Source organism: Paenibacillus sp. sgz302191, assembly GCF_057749925.1.
On the sequence record NZ_JBYLHY010000023.1, the window covers coordinates 83,075 to 109,529 of the forward strand.

The 26,455-nt window shown below is 49.1% G+C and carries 21 protein-coding genes and 1 CRISPR repeat array; of the genes, 19 read left to right on the forward strand and 2 right to left on the reverse strand.

All coding sequences use genetic code 11. The features are described 5' to 3' along the window. Positions 1-80: 80 nt before the first annotated feature. Together AC3G2T_RS26860 and yhbH are read right to left on the reverse strand one after the other, a co-directional pair. Entirely contained in the window at positions 81-1,511 is a 1,431-nt protein-coding gene (locus tag AC3G2T_RS26860; protein ID WP_488437513.1) for a SpoVR family protein, read from the reverse strand. Next, positions 1,508-2,665 (reverse strand): sporulation protein YhbH, encoded by a 1,158-nt coding sequence (gene yhbH / locus AC3G2T_RS26865; RefSeq protein WP_474683613.1) that lies wholly within the window; start codon positions 2,663-2,665, stop codon positions 1,508-1,510. The genes AC3G2T_RS26860 and yhbH overlap by 4 nt, the downstream gene beginning before the upstream one ends. A 299-nt stretch (positions 2,666-2,964) precedes the next feature. Between yhbH and AC3G2T_RS26870 the strand changes: the two genes are divergently transcribed. The 19 genes from AC3G2T_RS26870 to cas2 (AC3G2T_RS26960) all read left to right on the forward strand — a co-directional run bounded on the left by AC3G2T_RS26870 (position 2,965) and on the right by cas2 (AC3G2T_RS26960) (position 25,895). Next, positions 2,965-3,153 carry a hypothetical protein gene (locus AC3G2T_RS26870; protein WP_488437514.1) on the forward strand — a complete coding sequence of 63 codons (189 nt, stop codon included), beginning with the start codon at positions 2,965-2,967 and terminating at the stop codon, positions 3,151-3,153. 128 nt (positions 3,154-3,281) lie between these two features. Beyond that, positions 3,282-3,761: a Uma2 family endonuclease gene (locus AC3G2T_RS26875; protein WP_488437515.1), complete on the forward strand. Its 480-nt coding sequence runs from the start codon at positions 3,282-3,284 to the stop codon at positions 3,759-3,761. Positions 3,762-3,763: 2 nt separating this feature from the next. Next, entirely contained in the window at positions 3,764-4,414 is a 651-nt protein-coding gene (locus tag AC3G2T_RS26880) for a UPF0158 family protein (RefSeq protein ID WP_488437516.1), read from the forward strand. 128 nt (positions 4,415-4,542) lie between these two features. Further along, positions 4,543-5,589, forward strand: coding sequence for a Wadjet anti-phage system protein JetD domain-containing protein (locus tag AC3G2T_RS26885; RefSeq protein WP_488437517.1), 1,047 nt, complete (start codon positions 4,543-4,545; stop codon positions 5,587-5,589). Further along, the gene (locus AC3G2T_RS26890) at positions 5,577-7,100 is read left to right on the forward strand and encodes a replicative DNA helicase (protein ID WP_488437518.1); all 1,524 of its coding nucleotides are present in this window, start codon (positions 5,577-5,579) and stop codon (positions 7,098-7,100) included. Before AC3G2T_RS26885 ends, AC3G2T_RS26890 begins: the two co-directional genes overlap by 13 nt. After that, a complete protein-coding gene (locus AC3G2T_RS26895; protein WP_474683618.1) occupies positions 7,090-7,845 on the forward strand; it encodes a DUF6063 family protein in 756 nt (251 codons plus the stop codon). The genes AC3G2T_RS26890 and AC3G2T_RS26895 overlap by 11 nt, the downstream gene beginning before the upstream one ends. After that, the gene (locus tag AC3G2T_RS26900) at positions 7,829-12,259 is read left to right on the forward strand and encodes a coiled-coil domain-containing protein (RefSeq protein ID WP_488437519.1); all 4,431 of its coding nucleotides are present in this window, start codon (positions 7,829-7,831) and stop codon (positions 12,257-12,259) included. The genes AC3G2T_RS26895 and AC3G2T_RS26900 overlap by 17 nt, the downstream gene beginning before the upstream one ends. A 301-nt stretch (positions 12,260-12,560) precedes the next feature. Next, positions 12,561-13,649: an LLM class flavin-dependent oxidoreductase gene (locus AC3G2T_RS26905; protein WP_488437520.1), complete on the forward strand. Its 1,089-nt coding sequence runs from the start codon at positions 12,561-12,563 to the stop codon at positions 13,647-13,649. A gap of 77 nt (positions 13,650-13,726) precedes the next feature. Next, complete coding sequence (locus tag AC3G2T_RS26910) at positions 13,727-13,969, forward strand: hypothetical protein (protein ID WP_488437521.1); 243 nt, start codon at positions 13,727-13,729, stop codon at positions 13,967-13,969. A gap of 398 nt (positions 13,970-14,367) precedes the next feature. Further along, positions 14,368-15,261 carry a DUF2167 domain-containing protein gene (locus AC3G2T_RS26915; RefSeq protein ID WP_488437522.1) on the forward strand — a complete coding sequence of 298 codons (894 nt, stop codon included), beginning with the start codon at positions 14,368-14,370 and terminating at the stop codon, positions 15,259-15,261. Positions 15,262-16,551: 1,290 nt separating this feature from the next. Further along, positions 16,552-17,244, forward strand: a complete 693-nt coding sequence (locus AC3G2T_RS26920; protein ID WP_488437523.1) for a CRISPR-associated protein Cas6 — start codon at positions 16,552-16,554, stop codon at positions 17,242-17,244. Positions 17,245-17,272: 28 nt separating this feature from the next. Beyond that, a complete protein-coding gene (locus AC3G2T_RS26925; protein ID WP_474683623.1) occupies positions 17,273-19,141 on the forward strand; it encodes a hypothetical protein in 1,869 nt (622 codons plus the stop codon). A gap of 7 nt (positions 19,142-19,148) precedes the next feature. Next, the gene (locus tag AC3G2T_RS26930; protein WP_474683624.1) at positions 19,149-20,117 is read left to right on the forward strand and encodes a type I CRISPR-associated protein Cas7; all 969 of its coding nucleotides are present in this window, start codon (positions 19,149-19,151) and stop codon (positions 20,115-20,117) included. 45 nt (positions 20,118-20,162) lie between these two features. Next, complete coding sequence (gene cas5b, locus AC3G2T_RS26935; RefSeq protein ID WP_474683625.1) at positions 20,163-20,960, forward strand: type I-B CRISPR-associated protein Cas5b; 798 nt, start codon at positions 20,163-20,165, stop codon at positions 20,958-20,960. 27 nt (positions 20,961-20,987) lie between these two features. Continuing rightward, positions 20,988-23,684, forward strand: coding sequence for a CRISPR-associated helicase Cas3' (gene cas3 / locus AC3G2T_RS26940; RefSeq protein WP_474683626.1), 2,697 nt, complete (start codon positions 20,988-20,990; stop codon positions 23,682-23,684). Between the two features lie 33 nt (positions 23,685-23,717). Further along, positions 23,718-24,113: a CRISPR-associated endonuclease Cas1 gene (gene cas1 / locus AC3G2T_RS26945; protein WP_474683627.1), complete on the forward strand. Its 396-nt coding sequence runs from the start codon at positions 23,718-23,720 to the stop codon at positions 24,111-24,113. Continuing rightward, a complete protein-coding gene (gene cas2, locus AC3G2T_RS26950) occupies positions 24,083-24,370 on the forward strand; it encodes a CRISPR-associated endonuclease Cas2 (protein ID WP_488437544.1) in 288 nt (95 codons plus the stop codon). Before cas1 ends, cas2 (AC3G2T_RS26950) begins: the two co-directional genes overlap by 31 nt. Positions 24,371-24,548: 178 nt before the next feature. Continuing rightward, positions 24,549-24,843: a CRISPR direct-repeat array (repeat unit 30 nt; unit sequence ATTTAACCGTAACACTAGGTGTATTGAAAC). A 181-nt stretch (positions 24,844-25,024) separates the two neighbouring features. Further along, complete coding sequence (locus AC3G2T_RS26955; protein WP_474683629.1) at positions 25,025-25,447, forward strand: GNAT family N-acetyltransferase; 423 nt, start codon at positions 25,025-25,027, stop codon at positions 25,445-25,447. 199 nt (positions 25,448-25,646) lie between these two features. Further along, a complete protein-coding gene (gene cas2, locus AC3G2T_RS26960) occupies positions 25,647-25,895 on the forward strand; it encodes a CRISPR-associated endonuclease Cas2 (RefSeq protein ID WP_474683630.1) in 249 nt (82 codons plus the stop codon). Positions 25,896-26,455 lie beyond the last annotated feature (560 nt).

Here is a 26,455-nt window from a genome sequence, read left to right on the forward strand (position 1 = left end):
TACCGCAGCGCTGCGCAATAAAAAGACGCCTCCATCCGCGGCTGGAAGCGTCTTTTTATTGGCTCGGGTCCCCCCTCCCCTTACAAAAACCTCCGATGATGCTTTTTCCCGTCGTAGGTAAACAACACGGGCTTATCTTCCACTAATGTGTGCAGATGGATTGGCTTACCCCAAAGCTTGTTGACGTAAGGCAGCGTCTTTTCGATATATTTCAAGTCAAGCTCTACACCCTCGAACGCATGGCTGAGGTACAGCTCGCCGTTTCGCTGGTAGTCGCCGTCCTCCACGACGATATAGGGGAAACCGCCGTTGACTCGGGAGTACACCAACTGGTCGCGGATGTTTTCCCACGATTTGTCGGTTATTTTCCACTCCGGGCCTTTTTTCTCGAACACGTACAGATCAAGCTCCTCCACAAGCTCTTTGTTCATATAGTTGCGGATGAAGGAGGTGTCGGATTCGTATTCGCGGACTTCGAACATTTTGCGCCGGCCTTCGCCCGGTTTGCGGCCATGCCTGCGGATTTCCTCCTCGGTCGGATTGTCCCAACGCTTCTCGATATCCTCGTAAATTTTCAGCCCGAGGTAATACGGATTGAGGCTGTGGCGGGACGGCACAACGACGGAGGAGTTCAGCTTGGAGTACTCGATCGTCTCCTCCTCCGTCAAATCCAGCTCGCGCAGAATGCGCTGGTGCCAGTACGAGGCCCAGCCCTCGTTCATGATTTTGGTTTCCAGCTGCGGCCAAAAATACAGCATTTCATCGCGCAGCATCGTCAGCACGTCCCGCTGCCAATCTTCCAAATAAGGAGCGTGCTCTTCGATGAAGAGCAGCAAATCTTTTTCCGGCTTCAGCGGGAACCGCTTTGCTTCTTCTTTCTCAGTCGCATCCGCCGTACCGCTGCGGTCCAACTCCCACAAATCCTCGTAGCCGGATTTTCCTTCGGCCGGCGCTTCGGGAACAGCAGGTTTACGGGCTTCCTGCCGGGCCCGCGACTGCTTATAGGACAGCATCAAAACAGGATCGATGTGCTCCTGAATCGCCAGGACGGCGTCGATGAACTGTTCCACCTCTACTGCGCCGAACTCCAGTTCATATTGGCGAATCCGCTCCGCGGTTGCGGACATGCTCTCGACCATGTTGCGGTTCGTTTTGGAGAAACGGACGTTGTTCTTGAAAAAATCGCAATGCGCCAGCACGTGCGCGACGATCAGCTTATTCTGGATCAGCGAATTTCCGTCAAGCAAAAACGCGTAGCACGGATCGGAGTTGATGACCAGCTCGTAAATTTTGCTGAGACCGAAATCGTATTGCGTTTTCATGCGGTGAAAATTCTTTCCAAAGCTCCAGTGGCTGTATCGGGTCGGCATCCCGTATGCGCCGAACGTATAAATGATGTCTGCCGGGCAAATTTCGTACCGCATCGGGTAATAGTCGAGTCCGAAACCGCTGGCGATTTCCGTAATTTCCGCTATGGCATATTCAAGCTGTTCGATTTCCGATGGACTCATTTGGCAGTCTCTCCCTCTTGCTTCGAGAAGAAGGTTCGCAGCGCTTTATAAACTTCGCCTTTTTCCCGGATTACATAGTGAAGAAATTTAGGGTCCTGAATGTGGCGGAACGCCGACATGAGCGTACTGCTGCGGTTGTATTGATTCACTTCGCCGTAGCCGAACATATTCGCCCTTTCGATCAACTGGCCGATCAGTTTCACGCAGCGTTCATTGTCCGAAGTCAAATTATCTCCGTCCGAAAAGTGGAACGGATAAATGTTAAACTGCGAAGGCGGGTAGCGCTTGTCGATAATATCGATGGCCGCTTGGTAAGCCGAGGAGCAGATCGTTCCGCCGCTTTCGCCTTTCGTGAAAAATTCTTCCTCCGTCACGACCTTTGCTTCGGTGTGATGGGCGATAAAAATAATTTCGACATTCTCGTATTTCGTGCGCAAAAAGCGCGTCATCCAGAAAAAAAAGCTTCTTGCAATGTATTTTTCAAAGGAACCCATGGAACCGGACGTATCCATCATTGCAATAATCAAAGCATTGGAGTGCGGTTTTTCAACCTCATCCCACGTTTTGAAACGCAAATCATCGGGCGAAATACTATGGATGCCGGGGCTGCCCGTTTGCGAATTGCGCCGTAAATTTTCCAGGATGGTGCGTTTTTTATCGATGTTGGACATAATCCCTTTTTTGCGAATATCGTTGAAGATGACCTCTTTGGTCGACAAATTGCGTTTTTCCTTCTGCTGCAAATTGGGCAGCTCCAGCTCGGAGAACAGCATCGTTTGCAGTTCTTCCATGGTCACTTCCGCTTCGTAATAATCATCCCCGGCTTGATCGCCGGCACCTTCGCCTTTGCCCGGACCTTGCGCGGGTGTCGGGTCGACACCGAGCACATCTCCGACCTGGGAATCTCCGTCCCCTTGCCCGACGTGCTTGCTCTTGTTGTAATTGTAGCGAAAACGGTATTCATCGAGGCTTTTAATAGGGACCTTGACGACTTGTTTCCCGCTGGACATCACGATGCTTTCGTCGGTAACGAGGTCCGGCAAATTTTGTTTGATCGCTTCGCGCACTTTCTCTTGGTGCCTGTTTTGATCTTGGTATCCTTTACGATGCAGCGACCAGTCTTCACGGGAGACGATAAATAAAGGCTCAGACATGCGGGACACCTCCTTAGAGCTTTCCCTCGGAAAAGCTTTCTTCGCAAGCACAGGCTGTGTGAAACCGATCTCTCTATGGAAAGCCGGCTTGCAAGCATATAAGCAAACAGCGATAAGCTTCAAAAAAGAAGCTTATTACTAACTATATTCAAGCGCATGGCGGATATGTGACAATATCTTTCATGCCGTTATAAATATGTGTATTTCGCAGAATGACGCTTGCCGGGTGCGGGAATCTTTAGATGGCGAGTGGTTATGAGGCGGCTTGTTAGGTCAAGCCAGGGGGAAAACCTGCGAAAGTGCAGGCTTTTGCTATGGAAATGGTCTGTTTTGGTAAAAAGCCTGCGATTGTGCAGGAATTTTCGCTGAAAATGAACCTTGGCCCCTGTACGCTGGGAAAAGCCTGCACAATTGCAGGAATATTTCGCTGCCGGGCGTTACAACGAGCAAAAAGCTGCACTATTGCAGGCTTTTTTCGGCGCATCTAGTCAGAGTGTAAAAGAAAGAGGGTTAAGTACAGCAAAATATTGGTAGATGGTATGAAACAACTGTTATTATTCGGGTAATACTGATCTTAAATACAGGAGTAAAAATTCGCGACGCCCGGCTTGATCATATGTCGCCTGCCCTGACTTCCGTGCATCAATTTATTGTAGGAGAGCTTCATTTCGCGCTGCGGACATTTCTTCAGAATCGGAGCCGCCTGGTGTTCGTGGCTCCATTTGATGTTTTTTTTAGTGAAACCGAAGAGTATGAAACACCCGATCATGTTACGCAGCCGGATCTCTCGGTTGTTTGCTCGAAGAATCAAATAGCCAAGAATGGCTGTTATGGCGCCCCGGCTTTAATCGTTGAAGTGCTGTCGCCGTCCACCGCGTTGAAGGATTTTAATGAAAAATTCAACTTATATCAGAAGTACGGGGTGCAGGAATATTGGATTGTCGATCCCGGGAATCGAACGGCTCACGTATATTCACTGGAGGATAACGCTTATCAGGTACGGAATCTCTATACTGAGCAGGAAAAGATTCAATCTTTCGTTTTTAAAGACTTCCAAGTGCCCATGAGCAGGCTGTTTAGTCTGGGGTCATTTTAATCATGTCAAAGAAGAAGAAGAAAAACAAAGAGTTTGAGCTGAATGAATATGAGCTGATTGAACAAGACGAACATTATTATTTTATTGCCGGATATACCGACGGTGGGTTTGCCTATGGGATAACTTGGGAAGAACATGAAGCAGATCAAAAACGGTTTGCGAGGAATAATGCGCGTTTGGAGGAGTTAAAGAAGAAGACGGCAAATCTCAAACTAACTGAGGATCAAATGAATGAGCTCGTTGGAACTTACGGCACTTATGTAGAAGAAGTCGAGTTTTTTCTAAATGTAGAGACTGGCGAAACTGTCACATTAAGATCTTTTGACATGGACGAGGAAGACGAAGAACTGAGTGATCTCATCGAGGAAGGGTTTAACGAAATTTATTTTCGCGTACCCCATCTGGAATCCCATGAAGGCTTTAAAGATATGGTTGATTTTGCGGAAACGGTTTCGAACGAGAAGCTGAGGAGACGGCTTGAAGGGGTATTTTCCGGCGGCCGTCGAACATTCCGTAGATTCAAAGACACGTTATCAGCGTATAGCGGCGAGCTCGATAGGTATTATGCATTTATGGAAAGCCGCATTCGCGAGCGCGTTTTGGAATGGCTGCAAGAACTCGGGTTCCAGGTGGAGATAGTCAGCTCTCGATAACAAGCGGTACATAGATTTAAAAAAAGTCTGCCCCGCCTCCCGCGGCAACGCCTCGGGGACCAGGCAGGCTTTTTCGTTTGTTTTTTCTGATATAATAGACACATCTTTGCAAACAGGAGCATATGTTCATGGAAGCCAAATCGCGAATACGGGGTTACCTGCAATCTTCAAAAAAACATACGGCATTGCTTTCAGAGTTGGAGGCACTGTTTGTCGGGCAGTCTTGCACGTATGAGGAATTTTCCGAGGCTGTGCTGGATCTTGAAGCCGATGAAGTGCTGCAAATGGTTCAAAGCAAGGGCAGAACAGGCAAACAACCGTCCCTTGCCTATCAATATAGAGTGCAGAAGAGCCGTCTGAAGGAAGATTTGCATAAGGAAATCCATCGGGCCAGACTTCTCGTACATTCTTTAATCGGGTTGGATGCCTATTATGCTTTGGAGCCAAGCGATTGGCAGCAAGACTGGCCCTATATTGAACGCATAGATGGTTATTTGAAAAGGCATGCGCTGCCCCAGACTCCTGCACCGGCTCCGGAGCGAAGCTTTGAGCTTGTCGGCGATGAGAAGTGGATAACGGAGAAGCAGGGAAAAGAGCTGCTGATCCGAACGGGGCTATGGGATAAGCTTCGGATTATTCCCGCCGCCGACCCGTTGATGATGGCGGTCAATCCGGGCTGCATAGCAAACGCTGTGCACAGGCACCTTATCGTCGAAAATAAAACGACCTACCTGGCATTGCTGCAAGCACTGCCGGATGTCCCGTTTACGACGCTGATTTTTGGCGGCGGCTACCGCATTGCCAAAAGCATCGAGCTGCTTCCTATGCAGCTGCCGCTTAGGGACGCCGCACATCAATTCTATTATTTTGGCGATATCGATAAAGAAGGGATGGCCATTTGGCATATGCTCAGCGGGCGCGTGCTTGAATGGTTCGGCTCACCGGCGAATCCGGCGCTGCCTTTTTACCGGGCGTGCCTTGCGAGGAGCTTCGCCTGCGGCAAAGAGAATCAACGGGATCATGAAGAGGCTGTTCAAGCGTTTATGCGCCACTTCTCCCCGGAGGAGCAGGTTTTGATAAGCGATTGTTTGGCCGCCGGAGGCTACTATCCGCAGGAAATTTTACATACGCAAGAGCTTTGCGCGATATGGAGGAACACGCAATGGATTACGTAGAAATCGGGCAGATCGTTTCCGGGTTCAGGGAACGCATGACCAAGCTGGCGCTGTTTGACCCGCTCTACGAGCTGCAGCGGAAACGGCAGACGGATCGGCAAAACAAGCCGATTGATTTCATGGAGCTTGGGCTGCTGACGCTGCTTTATTTCTTCGAGCAGAAGCTGATGCGCAATAACAAGGCGGGCGTCAAAGACCTGGCTCAGTTTCTGTTGAAAACGACGGGAATTTTCATCGACTTGGACGATGACGGATTCGAGGATTTGGCCAGGCAGATCATTCAGATCTTTCGGCCTGCGACAGGGAAGAAACGGGATTTTTCTTTCATGAATTGGGAGACCGGGCGGCAGGATCATATTTACATTTCGATTTTGAAAGCGAATGCTTTCGATCTGAAAACGAATACCCAATATTATACACTCGACGACGACGGTTTGGAGCTTATTTTTGCGACCAAGGAATTTTACTCGGAGTTTCAGCTGTCGATTCATCAGTTGGTGCTGCGCAAACAATTGGAAAAAGGCGAGTTCGAAGGCGCTTTGCGGCAAATTAATGAAATGCGCATCGACGTAGAGGCTTTGCAGGAGCGGATGGTCAAGCTGGAGCATGAGTTGAAAAGAAACATTGTGTCGGAGGACACGTTCGGACGCTATAAAAGTCTGCTTGAAGATATTTATCTTCGGCTGCACATGGAGAACGACGAATTCGAGGAATTGCGCCAGTTTGTGAAAGAGACGAAGGACCGCGTCCAGGCGGAAACGGTCAGGCAGGCGGATCAGCGGCCTTATGAGTTAATTTTGCGCATATCCAACGAACTGGAGATGGTGCATGGCGAGCATTCGATCCTTTTCCAGCAAAGCATGGCGCTGAAATCGCATGCATTAGGCGCCGCTCAGGAATCGCTGTACTACACCGGACTGGATTCCTTTAATTTTGACCAGGATATCGGTTCGTTGATTTTCAGTACGCCGTTGCCTTTGGAATCGATGAAGGGCGTGCTGGCCCCGTTCCTTCCCGTTCAGGAGACGAAGATGTGGTCGCTGCTGACCGTGTGGGCTGAGCAAAATGTTGTGGAAGACGGGAACGGGCAGGAGCGGGACGACAAGTTTCTGGAAATTGGCGGGGACAGCGATGAGCTGCGTTATCATGCGGTCCAGCAGAAGCTGTACAAGCTGCTCATGGAGCAGCTTGTACAGCTGATGGAAGAAAGCGGCAGAGCCGAATTAAAGCAGTTCATCAGCGGCTTTGAAACGGGCGAGCATGCGCGGCTGCTTCACGAGCGTTCGTTTTATGATTTTTGGATCTACCTGCACCAAAGAAGTCCGCTTCAGGCGGGCGATAGCGAGGCGCAGCAGAGCGAAGCGCAAGGTGCGTGGCTGGATGATATGTACGCGCTTCTCGGAAATCGCTGTCTGATCGTGACCGAGCAGCAGGATGCGATTCATGTCAACGACAGGTTTACGATTCAGAATATGCAGATTGTATGGGGAGATACCGACAATGGAGCTTGATAACGGGACAATCATGAGAGCTTTTCGCATCTATACGCTGCTTGCCCGCGACAGCGCGGTGGGGAAGGAGTGGCTTCAGGAATACATGGCGGATGACGCGGTGCGCGGCTTGGTCGATCAATTCGCCCGCGAGGTCGACTGCGCGACGATTATTGCCGGAGAACAACTGCATATGATTCCGGAAACGCGGTTATCGCCTTTTCATATCAACAATGATACGCTCAAACGCACCTATCTGCGGGCTAACGCCGTCAATGCCGATCTGTATCTGATGTATGTGAGCATCATTGTGCTGATCGGCGCTTTCTACGACAGCTATCAAACGATGGAGCCGACCCGAAGCTTTATCGGGCTGGATGAATGGACAGCGCTTGTGAATGAGCGCATCGAGCTGCTGAAGACGCATCCTGAGGCCGAGCTCAAAGAAATGGAGCGGGAATTTTCCTACAACTGGACGTCTTTGATTGAAAAATGGAGCGCTATGGACGATATTAAGGAAACGGCCTCCAGGCAAAGCGGCAATACGATCAGCCGGGTGAGCTTTATGGATACGGTGCGGAAATTTCTCGTCGCGCAGGAACTGGTATCCGATATCGGCAATCAGGAAGTCGCGTTGACGGAAAAGGCGAAAGTGATTGTGCAGCGATATTTCATGGAATTGGAGTATAATCGCGGCATTTTGGAGTTTCTATACCAATTCGATGCTGAAGATAAGGAGGGAAGCGGTCATGCCGGCCATATCTAAAATACGTTTCACCAATGTCGTCTATGAGGATGGCAATAAGCGGTACAACGACGAAATGTTTCATTTTGACGGACATAACGGAGCGATATTGCTGGAAAATGGCGGCGGCAAGACGGTTTTTATACAGACTGCGATGCAGGCTGTGCTCCCGCATGCGGATCTTGCCGGGCGGAAGATGAAGGATACGCTGAGTCTGGAAAATGGCCCCGCTCACATTGCGATTGAGTGGATTCTGAGCGAAAGGCCGCGCAGATACGTCGTTACTTGCGTCAGTTTGTTTCTCACGTCAACCGGTCTGGATTCGTACCGCTATTTGTACGATTATCCGGCGCTTGACCCTGATGCGATTGATCGGATTCCTTTTGTTAAAGAAAGCGCAGGCAAGCTTCGGGCGGCGGATAAAGGCGAGATTTATGACTACTATCAGAGCATGACGTCCAAACGGATGAACGCCAATCTGCCCACCACGATCAAAGAGTACAAGCAATTATTGGAAAAAGATTACCATATTATTGCCTCGGAATGGGAACGCATCGCCAAGATCAACGGCTCGGAGGGCGGTGTGGAGAGTTTTTTTGACGAGTGCAAAACGACCAGCCAACTGTTTGACCGCCTGCTGATCCCGACGGTAGAAGATGCCATGGCGGGATACGAACAGGGCGAGTTTGCCGATGCCTTTGAATCCCACAGAGACAGCTTCAAAAAATATAAAGAACTCAAAGAAAAGATCGAAGAAAATAAAAAAATTCTTGCTGAATTGGACAGGTATGTGCACATTTTTGCCAAATCGGACGCCAAGCAGCAGGAGTACGCCGCCGCTCAAGCCGAGGCGAAAGCTTATTGGCTGTTAGCGGGCGAGCAGAAAGAGGAAGAATCCGCGAAGCTGATTCAACTGCGCAATCAAATGTCGGAGTGCGAGCGGCAGCAGCAGCTCTTGACCCAACGAAGAGAGTCGCTTCATATCGCGAAGCAGCAGCAAGAGCAGTCCGCTTTGGAAACGAAGCTGAACATGGCCGAAGATGAAGTGGAACGAATCGTGACGCAGGTTCGAGCCGCCAAGCAGCGCTACTATTCCCTGCGGCTGGCTGACTATAAGCAGCAATGGAAGCAGGCGGAGGAGCGCATGAGCTACTTGCAGCGCGAGCTGGAGCAGTTCGGGAGCACCAAAGAGGAAGGTGAGCTTCAAGCGGCATGGGAAACGAACAGCGGGCAGATTCGCGGCTTGATGATGAACATGGAGCGGGAGTGGCAGCTTGAAGAAGCGAAGCTTCAGCAGGATGCGGCCGCCCATGAGGAGCGAATGCGCCTGGAAGCAGCGCTTCTGGAAGAGCTGATCGGGCAATTGGAGGACTTGAATAACCGCATCATCGAACACAGGTCCATCGTGCAGGCGCGCGAGAAGGACAGAGACATGCTGCGCAAAAACGTACTGGCGAATCCCGCTGCCCAAAACATGGAAGGAAGCCTCAAGGAGTGGATTCAGCGTTATCAAAAATTGGATGACAGCAACGTCCTGCTCGTGCAGAAAAACAGGGAATTGGCCTCAGGCAAGGAGGTGAGCGGCAGGGAGCTTGAGCAAATCGGCCTGAGCCTCAAGCAAGCCTACGGGGAACGCGCCGGCTTTGAGCGGAATCTGGAGGTTTTCAAGAACGAGCATCAAGTTTTGCTGGCGAAGCTTGCCATGTACAGGCCGTCATGGGGAAGACTCGCGTCGGTTTACGATAAGCAGAGCTCCATTGAAGAACAACTGAACGACGATATCGAGAAGCTGCGCTTGGAAAAGGAAGCCTACCTGCTCAAAGAGCGCCTCGCTTTTCGCTATATCGATGACTACAGCGGCCAGCATACTTTTTTCGCGGACGTCTACGTGGCGGGATTGCTGGATAAATGGAGAAATCAGTTCTCTCTGCTGGAGACAGGCATTCAGTACTTGCAAGGCATAGGCTTGACACAGCAGGCGTCGCTTCATCCTCTCTGGTCCGTGACCTTGATCACGACTGAAGGGGAAGTCGCCCAATTGACGAACAAATTGCTTCACCATGCGGAGGATATGCAATTTCCGATCCAGATCATCTCTTCGCAGGAGGCCTCACGCCTTGCCAATTTGGAAAAGCCGGTCGCCGCGGCAGAGCAAGCTTGGATTGAACCGCAGCATTGGCGTGAGAACGCGGATGCCGCGGCATTCGCGAGCTGGAAGCAAGCCGTTTCCCGCGAAGGCGAAGAGGTGCTGACAGCAAGACAGGCCAAGGAACAGGAATTGCAGCGCGTTTCGGAGCTGCAGACGGCGTTCAGCCGCTTCATTGCCGCATACCCGCTTGAAGCCGTACAAGAGATGGAAAAGCAGGTTGGACTGGGGCGCGAACAGGTTCGCGAGCTGGAGAGCCGGGAGGATGCGCTCAAGCAATCGGTTCGGCTGGCTGAGCATACGATGGATCAGCACAGTAAAATGATAGACGAACAGAAGGATGAGATGGTTCAGCTCCAGCAATGGATTGAGAAAGGGCAAAAATATCTCGATCTGGGCAAAGAAATCGGTACGTACAGTCTGGCTATCGATGAGCTGACCGAGCAAGCCGGCGGGCTGCAAAGCAAAGTGAGCAGCAGCCGGCGCTCTATGGACCATGTCAAGCAGATGCTCGAATCCGCCAAAGAGCGAATGACCTATTTGAAAATGGAAAAGGCGAGTCTTCAAGGCCAGGAGCTGTATAGTGAGGTTCTTGATGTGCAGCCGATTCCGGCGGATCATAGTCTGGATTGGTTAAAAAATGAAAGGAAAGACCTGCACCTTAAGCTGCATCGCATTTCTCAGGGACGACAGCGGCTTGAAGCGGATTGGAACCATGCCAGAACCAGCAGCGTCTCTCTGGAAAAGGAAATGAACAAGCTCCGCCTGGAGCAGGCCGATCTGGAGCTGGACGAGGAGCTCTCGTTCTCTGCGACAGGCGAAGAGCAGATGTCGGCGCTGCTCGGCGAGCTTAGAGATCAGGAAGCCCGGCTTGTGCGGGAAAAGCGAGATTTCGGCCGTATCGAAAAGGAGCGCAATGAGCAGGCGGCAAGGGTTGAGCTGTTGATCGAGCAGTATGCCGAAGCCCATTCCGGGCAGCAGCCGATAGTCTTTCATGAAGCGCTGCATGCGGTGGAGGAGCAGGTTCAAATCGAGGACCGGCGCTTAAAAGAGCAGCAGCAGGGCTTGCAGCAGCTTTATGCCCGGGTTCAAGCACAATTGAGCGAGATCGAAGAGGTCATTCAATACTTCAATCAGTACAAAGTCATGCACGGATTTGAAAATCCGCTCATTCAGGCGGCGCTAATGACGCAGGAGGCGAAAGCGGAATTCCCTTATGGCAGGATGGCCATTGCCCGCAAATCATTGACCAAGCTGACCACCGCTATGGACGGACTGGAAATAGAACAAGCATCTGTCAAAAAGGCGAGAACCCATTTCGTTGACTTTTGCCGGAAGCACGTCAAAGATGTGAAGCTGAGAGAAATGGCCGAGCAGGGCGTTGAGAAAAAAGACAGCTACCAGGAGGCGACGCTGTTTCAGCAAAAAATGCACAGCAGAATCGAACGCGTCAACCATGTCGCGGAAGAGACGATGCGCACCCATAATCAACAACTGGAGCAGTACATAATCCATGTGCACAGCCACCTCAAGCTGATCGCTTCGGAGCTTAGAGATATCCCGAACAAAACGAAAGTGAAAGTCGAGGATCACTGGAAGCTGGTCTACTCGTTTCATATACCGGAATGGGATGAACTTGAGGCTAAAGACCATCTGCGCAAACATCTGGAATGGATTCTGGCCGAGTTGGAAAAAGCCCATTACCGGGACGATATCGGGCAGGAGGTAAAGCCTGCGGTTCGCAAAGAGATTGAAAAGTGGCTGGATACCAAGCAGCTTTTGCAAATCGTTTTACAGGAAAGGCCGATGAAAGTATCGTGCCGGAAAGTGACGAACGAGAATAACGTGACGAAGGCTTCTTTCTCGTGGGAGCAGTCGAACAATTGGTCGGGCGGTGAAAAATGGAGCAAGAATATGACGCTGTTCCTGGGGCTGCTCAATTATGTCGCGGAGAAGCGCCAGCATATCCAGGCGAATATGAAAAGGCACCGTACCGTCATTCTGGACAATCCTTTCGGCAAGGCTTCCAGCGATCACGTGCTGAGTCCCGTATTTTTTATCGCCGAGCAGCTCGGCTTCCAGATCATTGCCCTTACGGCCCACGCCGAAGGCAAGTTTCTGAAAGACTACTTCCCGGTCGTCTTTAGCTGCAGACTCAGGCAGGTTGCCGGCGGAAACAAGCTGGTCATGACCAAAGAAAAAGAAATTAACCATGCTTATTTCCGCGATCATGCGCCAATTTCCCTGGAAAGACTGGGGGACGTCAAGCAGATGGAGCTGTTCGTGTAGCAATGTCCGGGTGAATAGTAAATAAAAAGTCTGCCAAACCTCCCGCGGCTGCGTGGAGATCGGGCGGACTTTTTGTTGTGCGCTTTGCAGCATTGCGACCGGCGCCAAAGCTCAAGTGCGGGTGCGGAAAAGCGCAGGCGTGTAATAGAAAAACTCTATTCGACGAGTGGCAGCCTTAGGTGTTAGAATATTTGGGGAGTAAATCATACTTTATCGATATGAATTATATGATTTAAATGAATTGCGGTTGAAAAGTTGAATATGGATCAAGCGCTGCCATTTTGGAGGAGGAATACGAAAGATGAAATTCGCACTGTTCAGTCTGATGATGAATATTCGGAACGCTGTGACCGGGGAAACTTTGACGACGCAGCAAAAATTTCAAAATGTGCTGAAGCAGGCGGTCCTTGCCGAGGAGCTCGGCTTTGAAGCTTACGGCGTCGGCGAACGGCACGGCGCGCCGTTCCTGTCCTCCGCGCCGCCGGTCGTCCTGACGGCCGTCGCAGCCAAAACTTCCCGGATCCGTTTGCTGACTACGGTGACGGTTCTGAGTGTGCTCGACCCGGTTCGGGTGGCCGAGGATTACGCGACGCTCGATCACCTCTCGGGAGGGCGGCTGGAGCTGATCATCGGCAAAGGCAACGATCCGCGCCATTATCCGCTTTTCGGCATTGCCGAGGAGGAGCAATGGGAATCTCTGGCCGAGCGCTATGCGCTTCTCAAGCGGCTGTGGAATGAGGAAAACGTCAGCTGGCAGGGACGCTACCGGGCGCCGCTCGATAACGTGACCACGCAGCCGCGTCCGTTTCAGCAGCAGATCCCGGTGTGGCACGGCAGCGCGTCCAGCACGCTTTCCACCGAACTTGCCGCCAAATACGGCGAGCCGATTTTCTCATCCAACAGCTTTCATCCTCAAAGCAAGTATAAGGCCCTGATCGATCATTACCGGGAACGCTTGGCTTACTACGGGCACGATCCCCGGAATGCGATCGTCGGCGCGGGCTGCGGCAGCTTGTACCTGGCGAATACCGACGAGGAGGCGATCCGCCGATTTCGCCCCTATTACGACGCTTTTCATTCGACGGCATCCGCGCAGCATAATCAATCGCCGTTCATCGACCTCGAGGACAACATCAAAAACGGCCCGTCGTTGGTCGGCAGCGCGGAAAGCGTAATCGAGAAAATACTGAATTACCATGATGCGTACGGGCATCAAGTGCTCAGCATCAGCGTGGACGGGTTGAGCGAAGCGGAGCAGCGCGAGCAAGTCGAGCGATTTGCGGCCGACGTCATGCCGGTGCTAAGGCGCGAGATTCCGAGCACAGTGTGGAACGATCCGCCGGCGCTGCGGCGGGAGGCGGTTGCGGCGCAGGCAGGCGGGGCGGGGTAGGAGAACCCCGGGTTTAGCGGCGAAACCGAGTGATGCGAGGCATTTTAACAATTTGCCTGCTAGAGGGGCTCATCCACTTGGCGCGAGGGGAAAACCTGCAAAAGTGCATCCTTTTGCCCGTTGGAGATGCTGGCAATGGACAATTCCTGCAAAAGTGCAGTTTTTCCATCGAACAACCGGGTCCAGACTCATTTTCATCGATAATTCCTGCACAATCGCAGGCTTTTCTGCTAAACGAAGCGGTTTCGTCGAAAAAGCCTGCACTTTCGCAGGCTTTTTGGTTTGCCATGCCGCTTAATGAACGGCTGCGCCATCTTTGACGGCAAAATGTGGTCGACCGACCGCCGTCATGCAGTGCAACACCGCGCGCTGGGAGCTGCATGCAGTGCCCTTCTTTTAGCTAATCTGGCAGAGTGGAACGCTGAATGCTTTTTTCGGCGAGTACTTATTCACTTCTTTGTAAAAAATTATAAAATAAGTAAAACCCTTTAGTAGAAAGGGATTTGAGCGCCTAGTAATTTAGCAACCGGAAAAAATGTTAAAATTCTCACAGAATTACTCTATGAAATAAGATAATATAGGTCATTGGGACATGTGACAGTTCAACTCAGGACCTGTCCTACACTTGGTGTATGATTTATTTTACAGAAAACTGCGATTTTTGCTGCACTAAGGCCCTGGTTAGAATTTTTAAACTACATACTTTGGAGGCAACAACATGAAGAAACGATTGGCTGGTTTGGTTTTGGCATTTTGTATGGTTTTGACAGGCGGTGGCAGTGCCTCTGCGGAGACGACCTACAACTGGATTGAAGGCGGCAAAAAAGTTGATTTGAAGAGCATGGCGGAGGTCGATCTTGGCAAAGATTTTGTATTTCTGAATGCGGCGGACACGATCAAAATGAAAAAAGAAAATCACGAAACGCCGACGGGCAATGAACTTGGCAGCATTTTTCCGGTGGATGAAAAGCAAACGTGGGCCGTGATTTTCCGATATGAAGAAACCGGCCACATCAAGGATGCTGAAAAAGAGAAGATCGACGCCAAAGCGATTTTGAAGAGCTATAAAGAAGGAACCGAGGAAGCGAACAAGGAGCGGCAGGCGGGCGAGCGTATTTATGTGAAAGGTTGGGATATTGAGCCGTTTTACGATGCCAAGACGCACAATTTGACCTGGTCCTTGCTGGCTGAGGATGACAACAAAGAAGAGCTGCTCAACTACAACGTCCGCCTGCTGACGCGAAAAGGCACGATCTCGGCCGTTCTCGTCTCCGACCCGCAGCACCGGGAAGAGGACAAAAAAATATTGAACGAGCAAATTTTGCCGAAGCTGGCGATCAAAACGGGGGAGCGGTACGAGGATTTCGACGCTGCGAAAGATAAGGTGGCGGAGTACGGCCTGACCGGGCTCATTTTGGGCGGAGCCGGGCTTGCGGTAGCGAAAAAAGTGGGTCTGATCGGTGTACTCCTCGTTTTGGTCAAAAAGTTCTGGTTCGTCGCCCTGATCGCTATCGGAGCCATAGGTTCTTTGGTGAAAAGGCTGTTCCGCAGGAAGCCCGCAGAGCCCGTTCAGAACGATGCTGAGAAGCAAGGGGAATCGTCTTCGCAGTAAGACGGTCCCTTTATTGCAACCAATGGGAGACGCTGAAAAAGAAGTCGGTCTTTCGCGGTGAGATTACATCATCTAATTTGATCGAGCTCAAAGATGTTTTGTAGCTTTGTTTAAAATTACGGGTGATTATGTCTCTGACGAAGAAATTATCGGAGTTTTTTTCCCAACCGGCAATGGCGCGATATATAGCGCGAGCCTTAGAGCCGTAAGACTTAGGGGCAATTCAGCTGTAAATTTCTCTAATACTATCTCCGGTTGGGAAAAAATTGATAAATCCTTATGGCTGTAGTAGAATTTGGATGTGGATGATTTAAGAAAGCTTGATTTTATTAGCATTTAACCGTAACACTACGTGTATTGAAACAATTGCTGACGAGTTTTTCAATGTTCATATTTTCCTCATTTAACCGTAACACTACGTGTATTGAAACAGCCTGGGGACCGGATCGTCATGGATAGCAAGAACCATTTAACCGTAACACTACGTGTATTGAAACATCGGCACGCCAAACATTTGAGAAGCCGAAGATTCGATTTAACCGTAACACTACGTGTATTGAAACTATGCATTCGGCGCATGGAGCGAGCTTTTCAGAATATATTTAACCGTAACACTACGTGTATTGAAACTTTGCTTTTCGACGATTGAAAGGAAATCGGGTTGACCATTTAACCGTAACACTACGTGTTTTGTAGTCATGTGTTCAATTTAACCGTAATACTAAGCTCATTGAAACAGCGTTCTTGTAAAAAGTTATCGTTGCCTTTTTTCGGTTTAGCCAAGCCGTTTCATGAACGGCTCATGTGTCGATTACACAGGTATTGCGACTCATAGGGGGGAATTCCTGTAAATTTGCAGCAATATTGCGAAGCAAGAGCATCAAGGAGCTGAAAGACGCATCTTGACAGGTTTTCTGCGCGCTGTTGCCGGCTGTGACTTACCGAGCAAGCTTTACCGAAAGGCCAGTTATCTCTCTGACCCAATTAACAAAAACAAATTTAGAAGGCAGCCGCGAGGCTGCTTTTTCATTTTCTGAGAATATTTTACGTTTTAATTTAATTTGATATTTACATATCTTACCATTGTATGATATTGTAATTTTATGCCATAAAAAGGAACTGATCAAAGGGGGGCAATACGCATAAGCGTTACGGTTGAATATAGCGTGGTACGCGTTAATGTAATTATTTCAATACACTAACGTAGCGTGTGTTAAGGTTATTACCAGAAGTATACAGTATTTTACAGTAAATCTCAACAGGTAATTATAGAAACAGAGGTGAAGCAAGATGTATGAAGAGCTTAGAATCACGCTTCTTTTAAAACAATCCTCACATCACCTGGACATACAGGAGCACATCGGACATTGGCTTCATCAGGCGCAGTTGTCGGATGACGGCTTCAAGCAAACCCATTATGACAGGGATTACAAACATCTCGCATTCAGCAGCTTGTATCCTATTGAGAAAGATGGGGTTTACCGGCAGGGCCGGGTTTATATTCTGACGGTACGCAGCCCTCTGCGGGATACGATCAACCGTATGAGAAACTGTTTGCAGCAATGCCGTGAGAACGCCTACTTTCAGTTGATCAGCAGCGAGCAGCGCTCGAAGCGTTTGGCGCACATTACGGAAATGATCAGCATCACCCCCGTTATCGTGACCATCGCGCATAAACCTTGGCTGCAGGAGAATAGCATCGAGCTTTTGAGGCAGCAGCTCCATGCGAACGCCGAGAAGAAGTTGAGAAGCCTTGACCCTCACGCGGAGGGGCAGGCTGTTCAATCATTTATTCAAGGCATACTAAAAGAGAACCGTAAGCCCATCGCATTGCGTTACAAAGACCGCAAGCTGCTTGGCAATAAGTTGCGGTTGTTCGTACATGACGATCCATTCTCGCAGAAATTGGCGCAGATTGTATTGGGCAGCGGAGTTGGAGAAAAATCAAGCTCCGTAGGAGCCGGATTTTGCCTGGCTAAATAATCGTTCCAGCGCAAAGGAGGTGAATGGCATGATCAAAGATTTGGCAGCGTCTTTTGCTATGGCGAAACGCGAATTCCCTGATATTATCCAGAACAATTATAAGCTGAAGGAAGGGCTTTATGTTCGGTTGAACCCGGAACAGAGCTGGGCGGAGCAATCCGCGTTGTTCGAGCACAATCATCTGATCATTCGCGCCAAAGAGGAAGAACCGTCCAAAGCGGATTTGCTGAACTGGTTCAAGCAAAGGGATTACTTGAGTTCTCTGGTCGATATGAATAAAGCTGTCGACGGCAAAAAGCAGGTGCACAGCAATAATCCGTTCGCTCTTTTCGTCAAGCGGGATGTGTTTCTGGGAGAGAAGAAGGATGCCAAATTCAGCATGTCGGAAAATATTGAAAGATATTTGAATGCCGTGAGCGCAGAGCCTATTCGGCAAAAGTGGAACGAACTGTTTCCGGGCAAAGACAACGATAAAGACCCTATAAGCTTTTTTCAGGATACCGTTTACGCCGGGGCGCTGAACTATTTGGAAAGTCCTGTCCGCAGCCGATGGCTGGAACAAGTAACGCAATGGTACGAGCACAATGCCGAGCCGCTAGCGGATTTTATCCGGACACTAACATTCAAAAATTACGTTAAGCTATTTTTCACCCTCGATGATCCTCTCAACTCAGAATCCCCTTCCTGCGAGCAAGTCTATGCTTACGAATTCGACCTGTATCTCATTCCCAAAGTATATAACAGCAATGATTACAACCAAATTGTAGCCGGCGAGCTTGTGGGGCTTCCGGGCTATGATATGACGATGAATAGCAAGAAGCCTTTTTTGGAGCATAAAACGATGCGTGTAGAAGCACCCGACCGCGTTCCGCTGGGGCAAGCTTTGCTGGCGAAGGAAGCCACCGAGTGGCTGGCTTTGGCTTATCGCAAGTACAGAGTGAACAAACTTGGCTATGAATCCGGTTTTATGCAGGGCAATCGAACGCGGCTTGAAGGTACGTTTCATGTGTACATGGATGGCGGCTACAACGAACTGTACAGCTTCGAAAATGTTCCTTTTCCGGCCGGGGTCGATGTGGAGGTAGAATGGCTGAATGTTCTTGAACTGCGGGTGAAGGACAAGGAGCAGAGCGAGGAACAAGCATGGTTTCCGAAATATTATGAGCCGATTCAAAATGCCGAGCTTTTGCAGCAAACGATCAGCAGCTATTTTTTCCGCGGACGGATGAACGGACAGTTCTTATTTAACGAGCCCGATGTAAAAACGAAAGAATTTACCAGCGTGATGGCCGCTCTGTTCCTGCAAAGCCGGCAAGCTTTTCACGATTGGTTTGCAAAAGGCACGACGTTGACGCTGCGCGGAATGTTTGCCAAAGTAACGCTGCGCTTGCTGGAAGAACAGCTGCTTTATGTGGAATCGGTGCGTTGGACAAATCTGGCTGATGCTATGAATTTGCGATTATCCATTGATAAAATATTGAGAAATGAAGGAGGCGGAAGCATGGCGGATCGTATCCCGCATATCCTAGCTTCCCTGCGTGCGAAATTGACCGCAGACGAACCGGTGGCAAGCTGTGCAAATGACGGGGAATTTTACTTTTTGGCGGGGCAGCTGGCCCGGTATTTAATAAGTCAATCCGAGGCGAAGGAAAAGAAAGGAAATATGTATGAGCCGTTCTTGCGGGCTAGAACCAGCAGGCAGCTGAAAAACAGGCTGAAAGAAGCTTACATGCTGTATAAGCATAAAATTTTGCTGGATTATCGGAAGTTTAATGCGGCTTTTGCGATGATCATAGGCTATGAAACGGAGCAGGACAGTGAAGAAGATGCGCGCGAGCTGCTGTTGGCGGGGCTTTTTGCGGTTAATTTGATGTACGAGAAAAAGGAAGAGGAGTGAAATTTCGATGGCAAAACGGTCAAAACGGGTAATCGGATTGGTAGGCATAGTGAGCAGGATGGCGAATTGGAATGCGGATTTTACAGGGCTTCCCAAGACTACGAGCGATGGAATTATTTTTGGCAGCGATAAGGCTTTGAAGTACAGTATCAAACGGCTGTGGCAGGAGCAGGGGGAGCAGGTGCTGTATATTCGTTCGTACAAACTGGGCAAGGGTAAAGAGGGCGAGAAAATGCAGCCCCGCGATTTAAAAGAGCGCTACCAGCATTTGTTCAATGAAGAGGTGTCCAAGGATTCGACGACTGTGTTGAAGCGTTTGTTCTCTTGCATCGATGTGATGAATTTCGGAGCGACGTTTGCGATTGAAGGGCAAAATCTGGGCTTGACCGGAGCCGTGCAGATCGGGCAGGGCTTTAATAAATATGCGTATTCGAACGTCGAGGTGCAGGATATTCTCTCGCCTTTCCGCAATTCCAACGAGAAGAGTGAAGACAAAGACGCCACAACGATCGGGAAAAAAACAACCGTGAACGAGGCGCACTACATTTATCCGCTCACGGTCAATCCGACCCACTATGACGGATATATCGGACTTCCGGGGATGGACGGTTTTGAAGGTTATACGGAGGAAGCGTACGAAGCTTTTAAAGAAGGCGCCCTAACCGGGGCAACGGCGCTGAACACGAATAGTAAGGCCGGATGTGAGAATGCGTTTGGTTTGTTTATTGTGTTTAAAGAGAATGCCCGGACGTATTTACCGAGCCTGGATTCTTATGTTCGCGTCTATAAAGAAGACGGCCATGCGGGAGAGCTGCCCGGAACCGTATACGATTTGAGCGCTATTTCCCCGCTGCTTGCTGCGATTCAGGAGCAGATTGAATGTGTCGAGCTTTATGTGAATCCTTATGCTGCAGAGGTTCGACTGAATGCGGAGGGGCTGCGGCGTTACAACCTGTTCAGCAGGACTGAGCTGTAGGGCAGCGTGCTGCGGTATGTGAAATTAAACGTTAAGGGGGATGCCATGCGTGCGCTCCGATTTGAGTTGAGAGGCGAGACGGCATTTTTTAAAAAGCCGGACGTCAATGTATATGCTTATTTTACTTACAGCCATATTCATAAAGTCGCTTTGTTTGGCCTGTTAGGCGCAGTGCTTGGGCTTGGCGGGTACATGGAGCAGTACGACGAGAATTATACGTTGTCTGCGAACAGAAAGAAAGGGGAGCTTTTGAGGGTGTTTCCGGAGTTTTACGAGGTATTTCGGCGTGCCCGAATCGGTATTGTCCCGCATGGGGATCGCGGTTATTTTGCCAAGAAGATTCAAATATTCAACAATACCGTCGGCTATGCCAGCCAGGAAGAAGGCAGCGTACTGAACGTCCGGGAGCAATGGCTGGAAAAGCCGCATTGGACCATCTATGTGGGTGACGACGAGGGATTGCCTTCCGGCATCTTCGATAGGCTGGCCGATAGCTTCCTGCGATTGCAAAGCGTGTATATGCCGTATCTTGGCAAGAACGATCATCCGGCATCGATCGGGGAGCCGGCGATTGTCGAGATGATTGGGGCGACCCGGCCCCGGTTCATAGATTCGCTCCATCGCGCCGAGCATATCCGCTATGATGCGGAAGGAGAGTCTAAGCCGGGGCAGCGGCTCAGCTTCTTCAAAGAATTTATGCCCGTCGGTTTGAATGAGGCGAATAACGGATACGTTTATGAAGCACTTGTGCTGACGAATCAGGAAGTGGATGCGGATGATTTGTGCGAAAGCGATCTGATGAACCTATTTTGCGATGGGGATCGCATCATTTATTTTATATAGGCGACGAGCGGGACAGGGGGACAAACGATGGGACTGCGCGCATATTTGGCAGAGGGGGCGGAGACGCTGCTGCTGGCGCATACGGCCAGGGAGGGAACGGGGGCGCTTCCGGAAACGCTTCTTGACCATTCCAATCGGGTGCTGGCTTTTATGGAGAAGCTAAATGTAGTGAATGGCTTGGCGACTTCCGTGGAACGCGCAATCGACCGGTTGGGGATCGATGGTTTGCCGCTTGAACCTGCTGCTCAGGAAATGATCAAAACATGGTTCACTCAGGCGATCTATTTGCACGATCTCGGCAAGCTCAATCCGATGTTCCAAATGAAGCGGATGCGTAATCCGGGGATCGGGAAGCTGCGCATGCTGTCCGGCGATTCGAAGCATGCGCTGCTCTCGGCCCTGTTGTACCTGCATATTCATCTTCCTGACATTGAGCAAATCGAGCTTGCCGGCGACTACAAGCGAACCCGGTCGGTTCGTAAGCTTCTAAGGCATGTGCTGTATGTATTTGCTTATATCATTTCCCGGCATCATACCTATTTGGTCAGCAATGAAGAACTGAATGGCGACGGTTTGTCACGTTTTGAAGAAGAACTCGAAACGCTGCACAAGCAGCTTGTCCGCAATCCCGACCATTTGTATTATTACAGGTACAAAGAGCAGCTTTTGAACCCGTCGGGCGACACGGCGAACGGGCCAATTTATGATCAGATCAGCGAACGAAGGGGGCAGCGCTTAATGGATAAGCATGCGCCCTTTCCTTTCTATGTGATTACCAAATTACTGTACTCGACGATGGTGGCGTGCGACTTCTATGCCACCCATGCTTATGACAGCGGGGTTGAACTGCCGTTTCGCTATTTCGGACAAAACTACCCGCTTGGACCCGTGCTGGAGCAGTATCGGCAGACGGCTAATTATCATACTGTCCAGACATACCGCAGCGATCCCGGGTCGGCAGATATCGCGCCAATCAATAGGCTGCGCGCATCCTTGTTCCTGGAGACCGAGCGTCAGCTCAAGATGTACAGGAATGAATATATCTACAGTCTGGAGGCTCCTACAGGCTCGGGGAAAACGTTCATGTCGCTCAATCTGGCGCTGCAATTGCTGGATAGCGATCTTGGACTCAACAAGCTGGTGTACGTGTTTCCTTTTAATACGCTGATCGAGCAGATAAAGCAAACGCTGGATCAGATTTTTCCCGCAGATTTGCAGGAGCGCTATCGCATGGCTGTCGTGAATTCGGTAACTCCGATTGTGACCGAGCGTGAACTGAACGCCGACAAGGCCCGGACGAATGAGCATGGGGAGCAGGAGCCGGATATTCCGCTCGATTACAGGGTTGAACTCATGCAGCGGCAAATGCTGCAATATCCGCTTACCTTAACCTCGCATGTGAACTTTTTCAATTACTTGTTCGGGATAGGGCGAGAGTCGAATCTTGCTTTTACACATCTGTGCAACAGCGTTATCGTGCTCGATGAAATCCAAAGCTACCGCAACCAAATCTGGAAGGAAATCATCTATTTCCTGCACGCTTTTGCCGAACTGATGAATATTCGGATCATTATTATGTCTGCGACGCTGCCTCAGCTGGATCTATTGATGGAAGACGGAGCTGCGAAGACCTGCCCTCTGGTGCCGGAGCGTGAGCTTTATTTTCATCATCCGCTGTTTCGCGAGCGGGTGCAGCTGCATTTTGAGCTGCTGCAGCATAAAGAGATGGACGAGGATACGCTGCTTGAAGAAGTGATGGCTGTGCTGGATGAGCGGAAGTCCCGTGGGAAGCCGACGCGCTTGCTGATCGAATTCATTACCAAGAAAACGGCGCGGAGTTTCTATAATAGGCTGAGTGAATGGGGGCGGGACACGCCTGTTTTCGAACTGACGGGAGACGACAGCAACCTGCTGCGGAAGCAGGTTCTGAGTAAATTGGGCAAGGATGCGGCCGGGGAATTTATTTTGCCCGATGTGGTCGTGGTCGCCACACAAGTCATCGAAGCGGGTGTCGATATCGATATGGATGTCGGGTTCAAAGATATTTCGATACTCGACAGCGAGGAACAATTTCTCGGACGGATTAATCGATCTTGCTTGCGGACGGATTGCCATGCTTACTTTTTCAATATGTTTGAGGCTGGACAAGTGTACCGTGACGATTGGCGCACGGAGCTGGACCTGCGTTCGAGTGATTACCAACAGATGCTGCTCAATAAGGATTTTAGCGGCTTTTACCGCCTGTGCATGAACAGGTTGAACGAACAGCGTGCCCAAGGCAACTTGAAGCATTGGTCGAATCTCCTCGCCTCTGTACAAAAGCTGGATTATCCGGATATTGAACAGCGTATGAAACTTATTACCGATAAAACCTATACGCTTTTCATTGACCATGAAATCGTTTATACGAATGAATCGGGCCAGCTTGTGACGCTGAACGGCGAGCAGGTCTGGGAAAAGTTCAAGCATCTCATGGCTGACAAGGAATTGGACTATGCCGAACGTGTAGTCAGGCTCTCGCAAACGCGGGAGAAAATGGCTTATTTTATCTACAGCTACGGACCGGAGCGCAAGGGTAGGCAAGGGGAACCTGGGGTGTACAGCGAGCGAATTGGAAGCCTGTATTATGTGCCTTACGGTGAACGGTTTATGATCGAAGATAAGATGACAGGGGCTAAAAAGTTCGACCACAGCGCTTATGCGGCTGAGGAGGGGTCTTTATGAAACATTTGCTTCGATTTTACCGAAGATTTTGTAATGAACCGCAGAGTGAAGCGCCCGCCGGACAATCCATTGAACGCGCTTATCAGTTTTGGCAATATGATCTTGTATACAAAAACCGTTTCGCAAATCTATCATACCCATTTAGATCAATCGATCAGCTTCCTGCACGAGCCGAGTGACCGCAGGTTTTCATTGAGTCTCGATCTGGCCGAGCCGTTCAAGCCACTGATCGTATTCCGCACCATTTTTGAAGTCGTCAATAACCGTAAAATTCAAATCAGCAAGCATTTTGACAAGAAATATAATTATTGTCTGCTAAATGAAGCAGGCCGCGATGTGTTTATAACGGCGCTGGAGGAACGCCTTTCTGGAAAAAGAGCGGAAGTGAGTTGGTCATTGTGCCAAAAGGGAAAAATTACAACTACGTGATTTTGGTGTATGATATCGGGGAAAAACGTGTAGGAAAAGTGTACAAAATATGCAAGCAATATCTGGTCCCGTTTCAAAAGTCGGTCTTTCGCGGTGAGATCACACCATCTAATTTGATCAAGCTCAAGGATGATCTGAAAAAGGTAATCGATAAGAGCGTTGATTTTGTAGCTTTGTTTAAAATGACGGGTGATTATGTCTTCGACGAAGAAGTTATCGGAGTCCGTCTTCATAATCAGGAATCCATGCTACTGTAGCTTTTTTCCCCCGGCAATGGAGCGATTTATGGCGCGAACCTTAGAGCCGTAAGGCTTAGGGGGCGATTCAGCTGTAAACTTCTCCAACCCTATCTCCGGTTGGGAAAAAATTGATAAATCCTTATGGCTGTAGTAGAATTCGGCTATGGATGATTTGAAAAAGCTTGGTTTTATTAGCATTTAACCGTAACACTAGGTGTATTGAAACTTCAAAACGTCCAGAAGATCGCCGTTCTTGTTTGCGCATTTAACCGTAACACTAGGTGTATTGAAACTCCCTACAGAAGTCCAGTTGAGCGTGATCGTACTAGATTTAACCGTAACACTAGGTGTATTGAAACTGACCATAACGATAGATAATATTTCCCTCTGGATCAATTTAACCGTAACACTAGGTGTATTGAAACATCGAAAAGTTGACCGGGGTCGTTGTCGTCGTGTTATTTAACCGTAACACTATGTGTATTGAAACCCTAATAGCCTTGCTCAAATAGTCTGAAATTTGTGAAAATTTTAAATGGAACTCTTTTTTGGGATTGCCTTCAGCAGATTGAACTATCGTTTCTCAATTGTGGCACTGTTCTCCCCAACCATAAATATCACATCTATGCTAAAATTCAATCTGATATCTTTCATCGAGAGGGTGTTGTTATTTTGATTAGAAAAGCGTTTCTGAGTGATTCCCAAGAGATCGCTAGACTTTCAAGCCAATTGGGCTATCCAGTGGATGTCTCCCAACTTAATGAGAGACTCCAATATATCTCTAACCACAACGATCATATTGTTTATGTGATGGAATCAAACCACGTTTTGTTCGGATGGATTCATGCTAATGTACGTTTCTTAATCGAATCGTCACCATTTGTTGAGATAGTTGGACTTGTAGTCGACAGTATCTATCGAGGAAATGGGATTGGCAAACAATTAGTACAAGCATGTGAGCAATGGGCAGTAGAATCCGGATTCACAAAAATTAGAGTGCGTACCAATCAGACTAGATCAGATGCCGTCCAATTCTATAATCGAATTGGTTTTACAATTAAAAAATCGCAGCATGTGCTTGATAAAGAAATTTAGCGATCGACACCATTCGTTGCTTTTTGGGGGGGAATTTAACCCGAAACTCTTGAAAATTTAGTGTTAATATTCTCAGTCTTTTACCTTTATCCTGCCAGTTAGTTTAGCGGCCGGGGTCGAGCTGCGCATATGATCTCATGAATCCCGTCTTTTATCTAGGTGTGCGGGATTTGACGCTTACAAAAAGAGCGGAAGTGAGTTGGTCATTGCGCCAAAAGGGAAAAATTACAACTACGTGATTTTGGTGTATAATATCGGGGAAAAACGTGTAGGAAAAGTATATAAAATATGCAAACAATACCTGGTCCCGTTTCAGAAGTCGGTCTTTCGCGGCGAGATCACGCCATCTAATTTGATCAAGCTCAAAGACGATCTGAAAAAGGTAATCGATAAGAGCGTTGATTTCGTAGCTTTGTTTAAAATGACGAGTGATTATGTCTTCGATTAATCAGGAATCCATGCTGCTGTAGCTTTTTTCCCAACGGCAATAGCGCGATATATGGCGCGAGCCTTAGAGCCGTAAGGCTTAGGGGGCGATTCAGCTGTAAAATTCTCCAACCCTATCTCCGGTTGGGAAAAAATTGATAAATCCTTATGGCTGTAGTAGAATTTTGCTATGGATGATTTGAAAAAGCTTGATTTTATTAGCATTTAACCGTAACACTAGGTGTATTGAAACGATACATGCCCCCCATCATCCAGGTTTCCGCTTCAATTTAACCGTAACACTAGGTGTATTGAAACTACTTGAGCTTGTTTTTCGTGTGCTTCGCCAGCAGCATTTAACCGTAACACTACGTGTATTGAAACTCGACGGCGCGTTCTTGAGCGTGAGCATTCGGTATTATTTAACCGTAACACTACGTATTTTGAAACTCCTGTCTGATTCCAAAACCGTTTTTCTAGCCTAGATTCGAATTTTTTGTAATTATGTTAAAGTTAGGGGAATATCGGTAAGATAGCGAGATATTCTTCGTGAAACGGCGCAAAGGTTCACCCGTGCTGGCG

Coding starts and splice junctions, on each gene's coding strand:
- AC3G2T_RS26875 (WP_488437515.1), top strand. CDS start 3,282: ATGTCGCCTGCCCTGACTTCCGTGCATCAATTTATTGTAGGAGAGCTT.
- AC3G2T_RS26915 (WP_488437522.1), top strand. CDS start 14,368: ATGAAGAAACGATTGGCTGGTTTGGTTTTGGCATTTTGTATGGTTTTG.
- AC3G2T_RS26905 (WP_488437520.1), top strand. CDS start 12,561: ATGAAATTCGCACTGTTCAGTCTGATGATGAATATTCGGAACGCTGTG.
- AC3G2T_RS26895 (WP_474683618.1), top strand. CDS start 7,090: ATGGAGCTTGATAACGGGACAATCATGAGAGCTTTTCGCATCTATACG.
- cas3 (WP_474683626.1), top strand. CDS start 20,988: ATGGGACTGCGCGCATATTTGGCAGAGGGGGCGGAGACGCTGCTGCTG.
- yhbH (WP_474683613.1), bottom strand. CDS start 2,665: ATGTCTGAGCCTTTATTTATCGTCTCCCGTGAAGACTGGTCGCTGCAT.
- cas5b (WP_474683625.1), top strand. CDS start 20,163: ATGCGTGCGCTCCGATTTGAGTTGAGAGGCGAGACGGCATTTTTTAAA.
- AC3G2T_RS26925 (WP_474683623.1), top strand. CDS start 17,273: ATGATCAAAGATTTGGCAGCGTCTTTTGCTATGGCGAAACGCGAATTC.
- AC3G2T_RS26860 (WP_488437513.1), bottom strand. CDS start 1,511: ATGAGTCCATCGGAAATCGAACAGCTTGAATATGCCATAGCGGAAATT.
- AC3G2T_RS26880 (WP_488437516.1), top strand. CDS start 3,764: ATGTCAAAGAAGAAGAAGAAAAACAAAGAGTTTGAGCTGAATGAATAT.
- AC3G2T_RS26890 (WP_488437518.1), top strand. CDS start 5,577: ATGGATTACGTAGAAATCGGGCAGATCGTTTCCGGGTTCAGGGAACGC.
- AC3G2T_RS26885 (WP_488437517.1), top strand. CDS start 4,543: ATGGAAGCCAAATCGCGAATACGGGGTTACCTGCAATCTTCAAAAAAA.
- AC3G2T_RS26900 (WP_488437519.1), top strand. CDS start 7,829: ATGCCGGCCATATCTAAAATACGTTTCACCAATGTCGTCTATGAGGAT.
- cas1 (WP_474683627.1), top strand. CDS start 23,718: ATGAACCGCAGAGTGAAGCGCCCGCCGGACAATCCATTGAACGCGCTT.
- AC3G2T_RS26930 (WP_474683624.1), top strand. CDS start 19,149: ATGGCAAAACGGTCAAAACGGGTAATCGGATTGGTAGGCATAGTGAGC.
- AC3G2T_RS26920 (WP_488437523.1), top strand. CDS start 16,552: ATGTATGAAGAGCTTAGAATCACGCTTCTTTTAAAACAATCCTCACAT.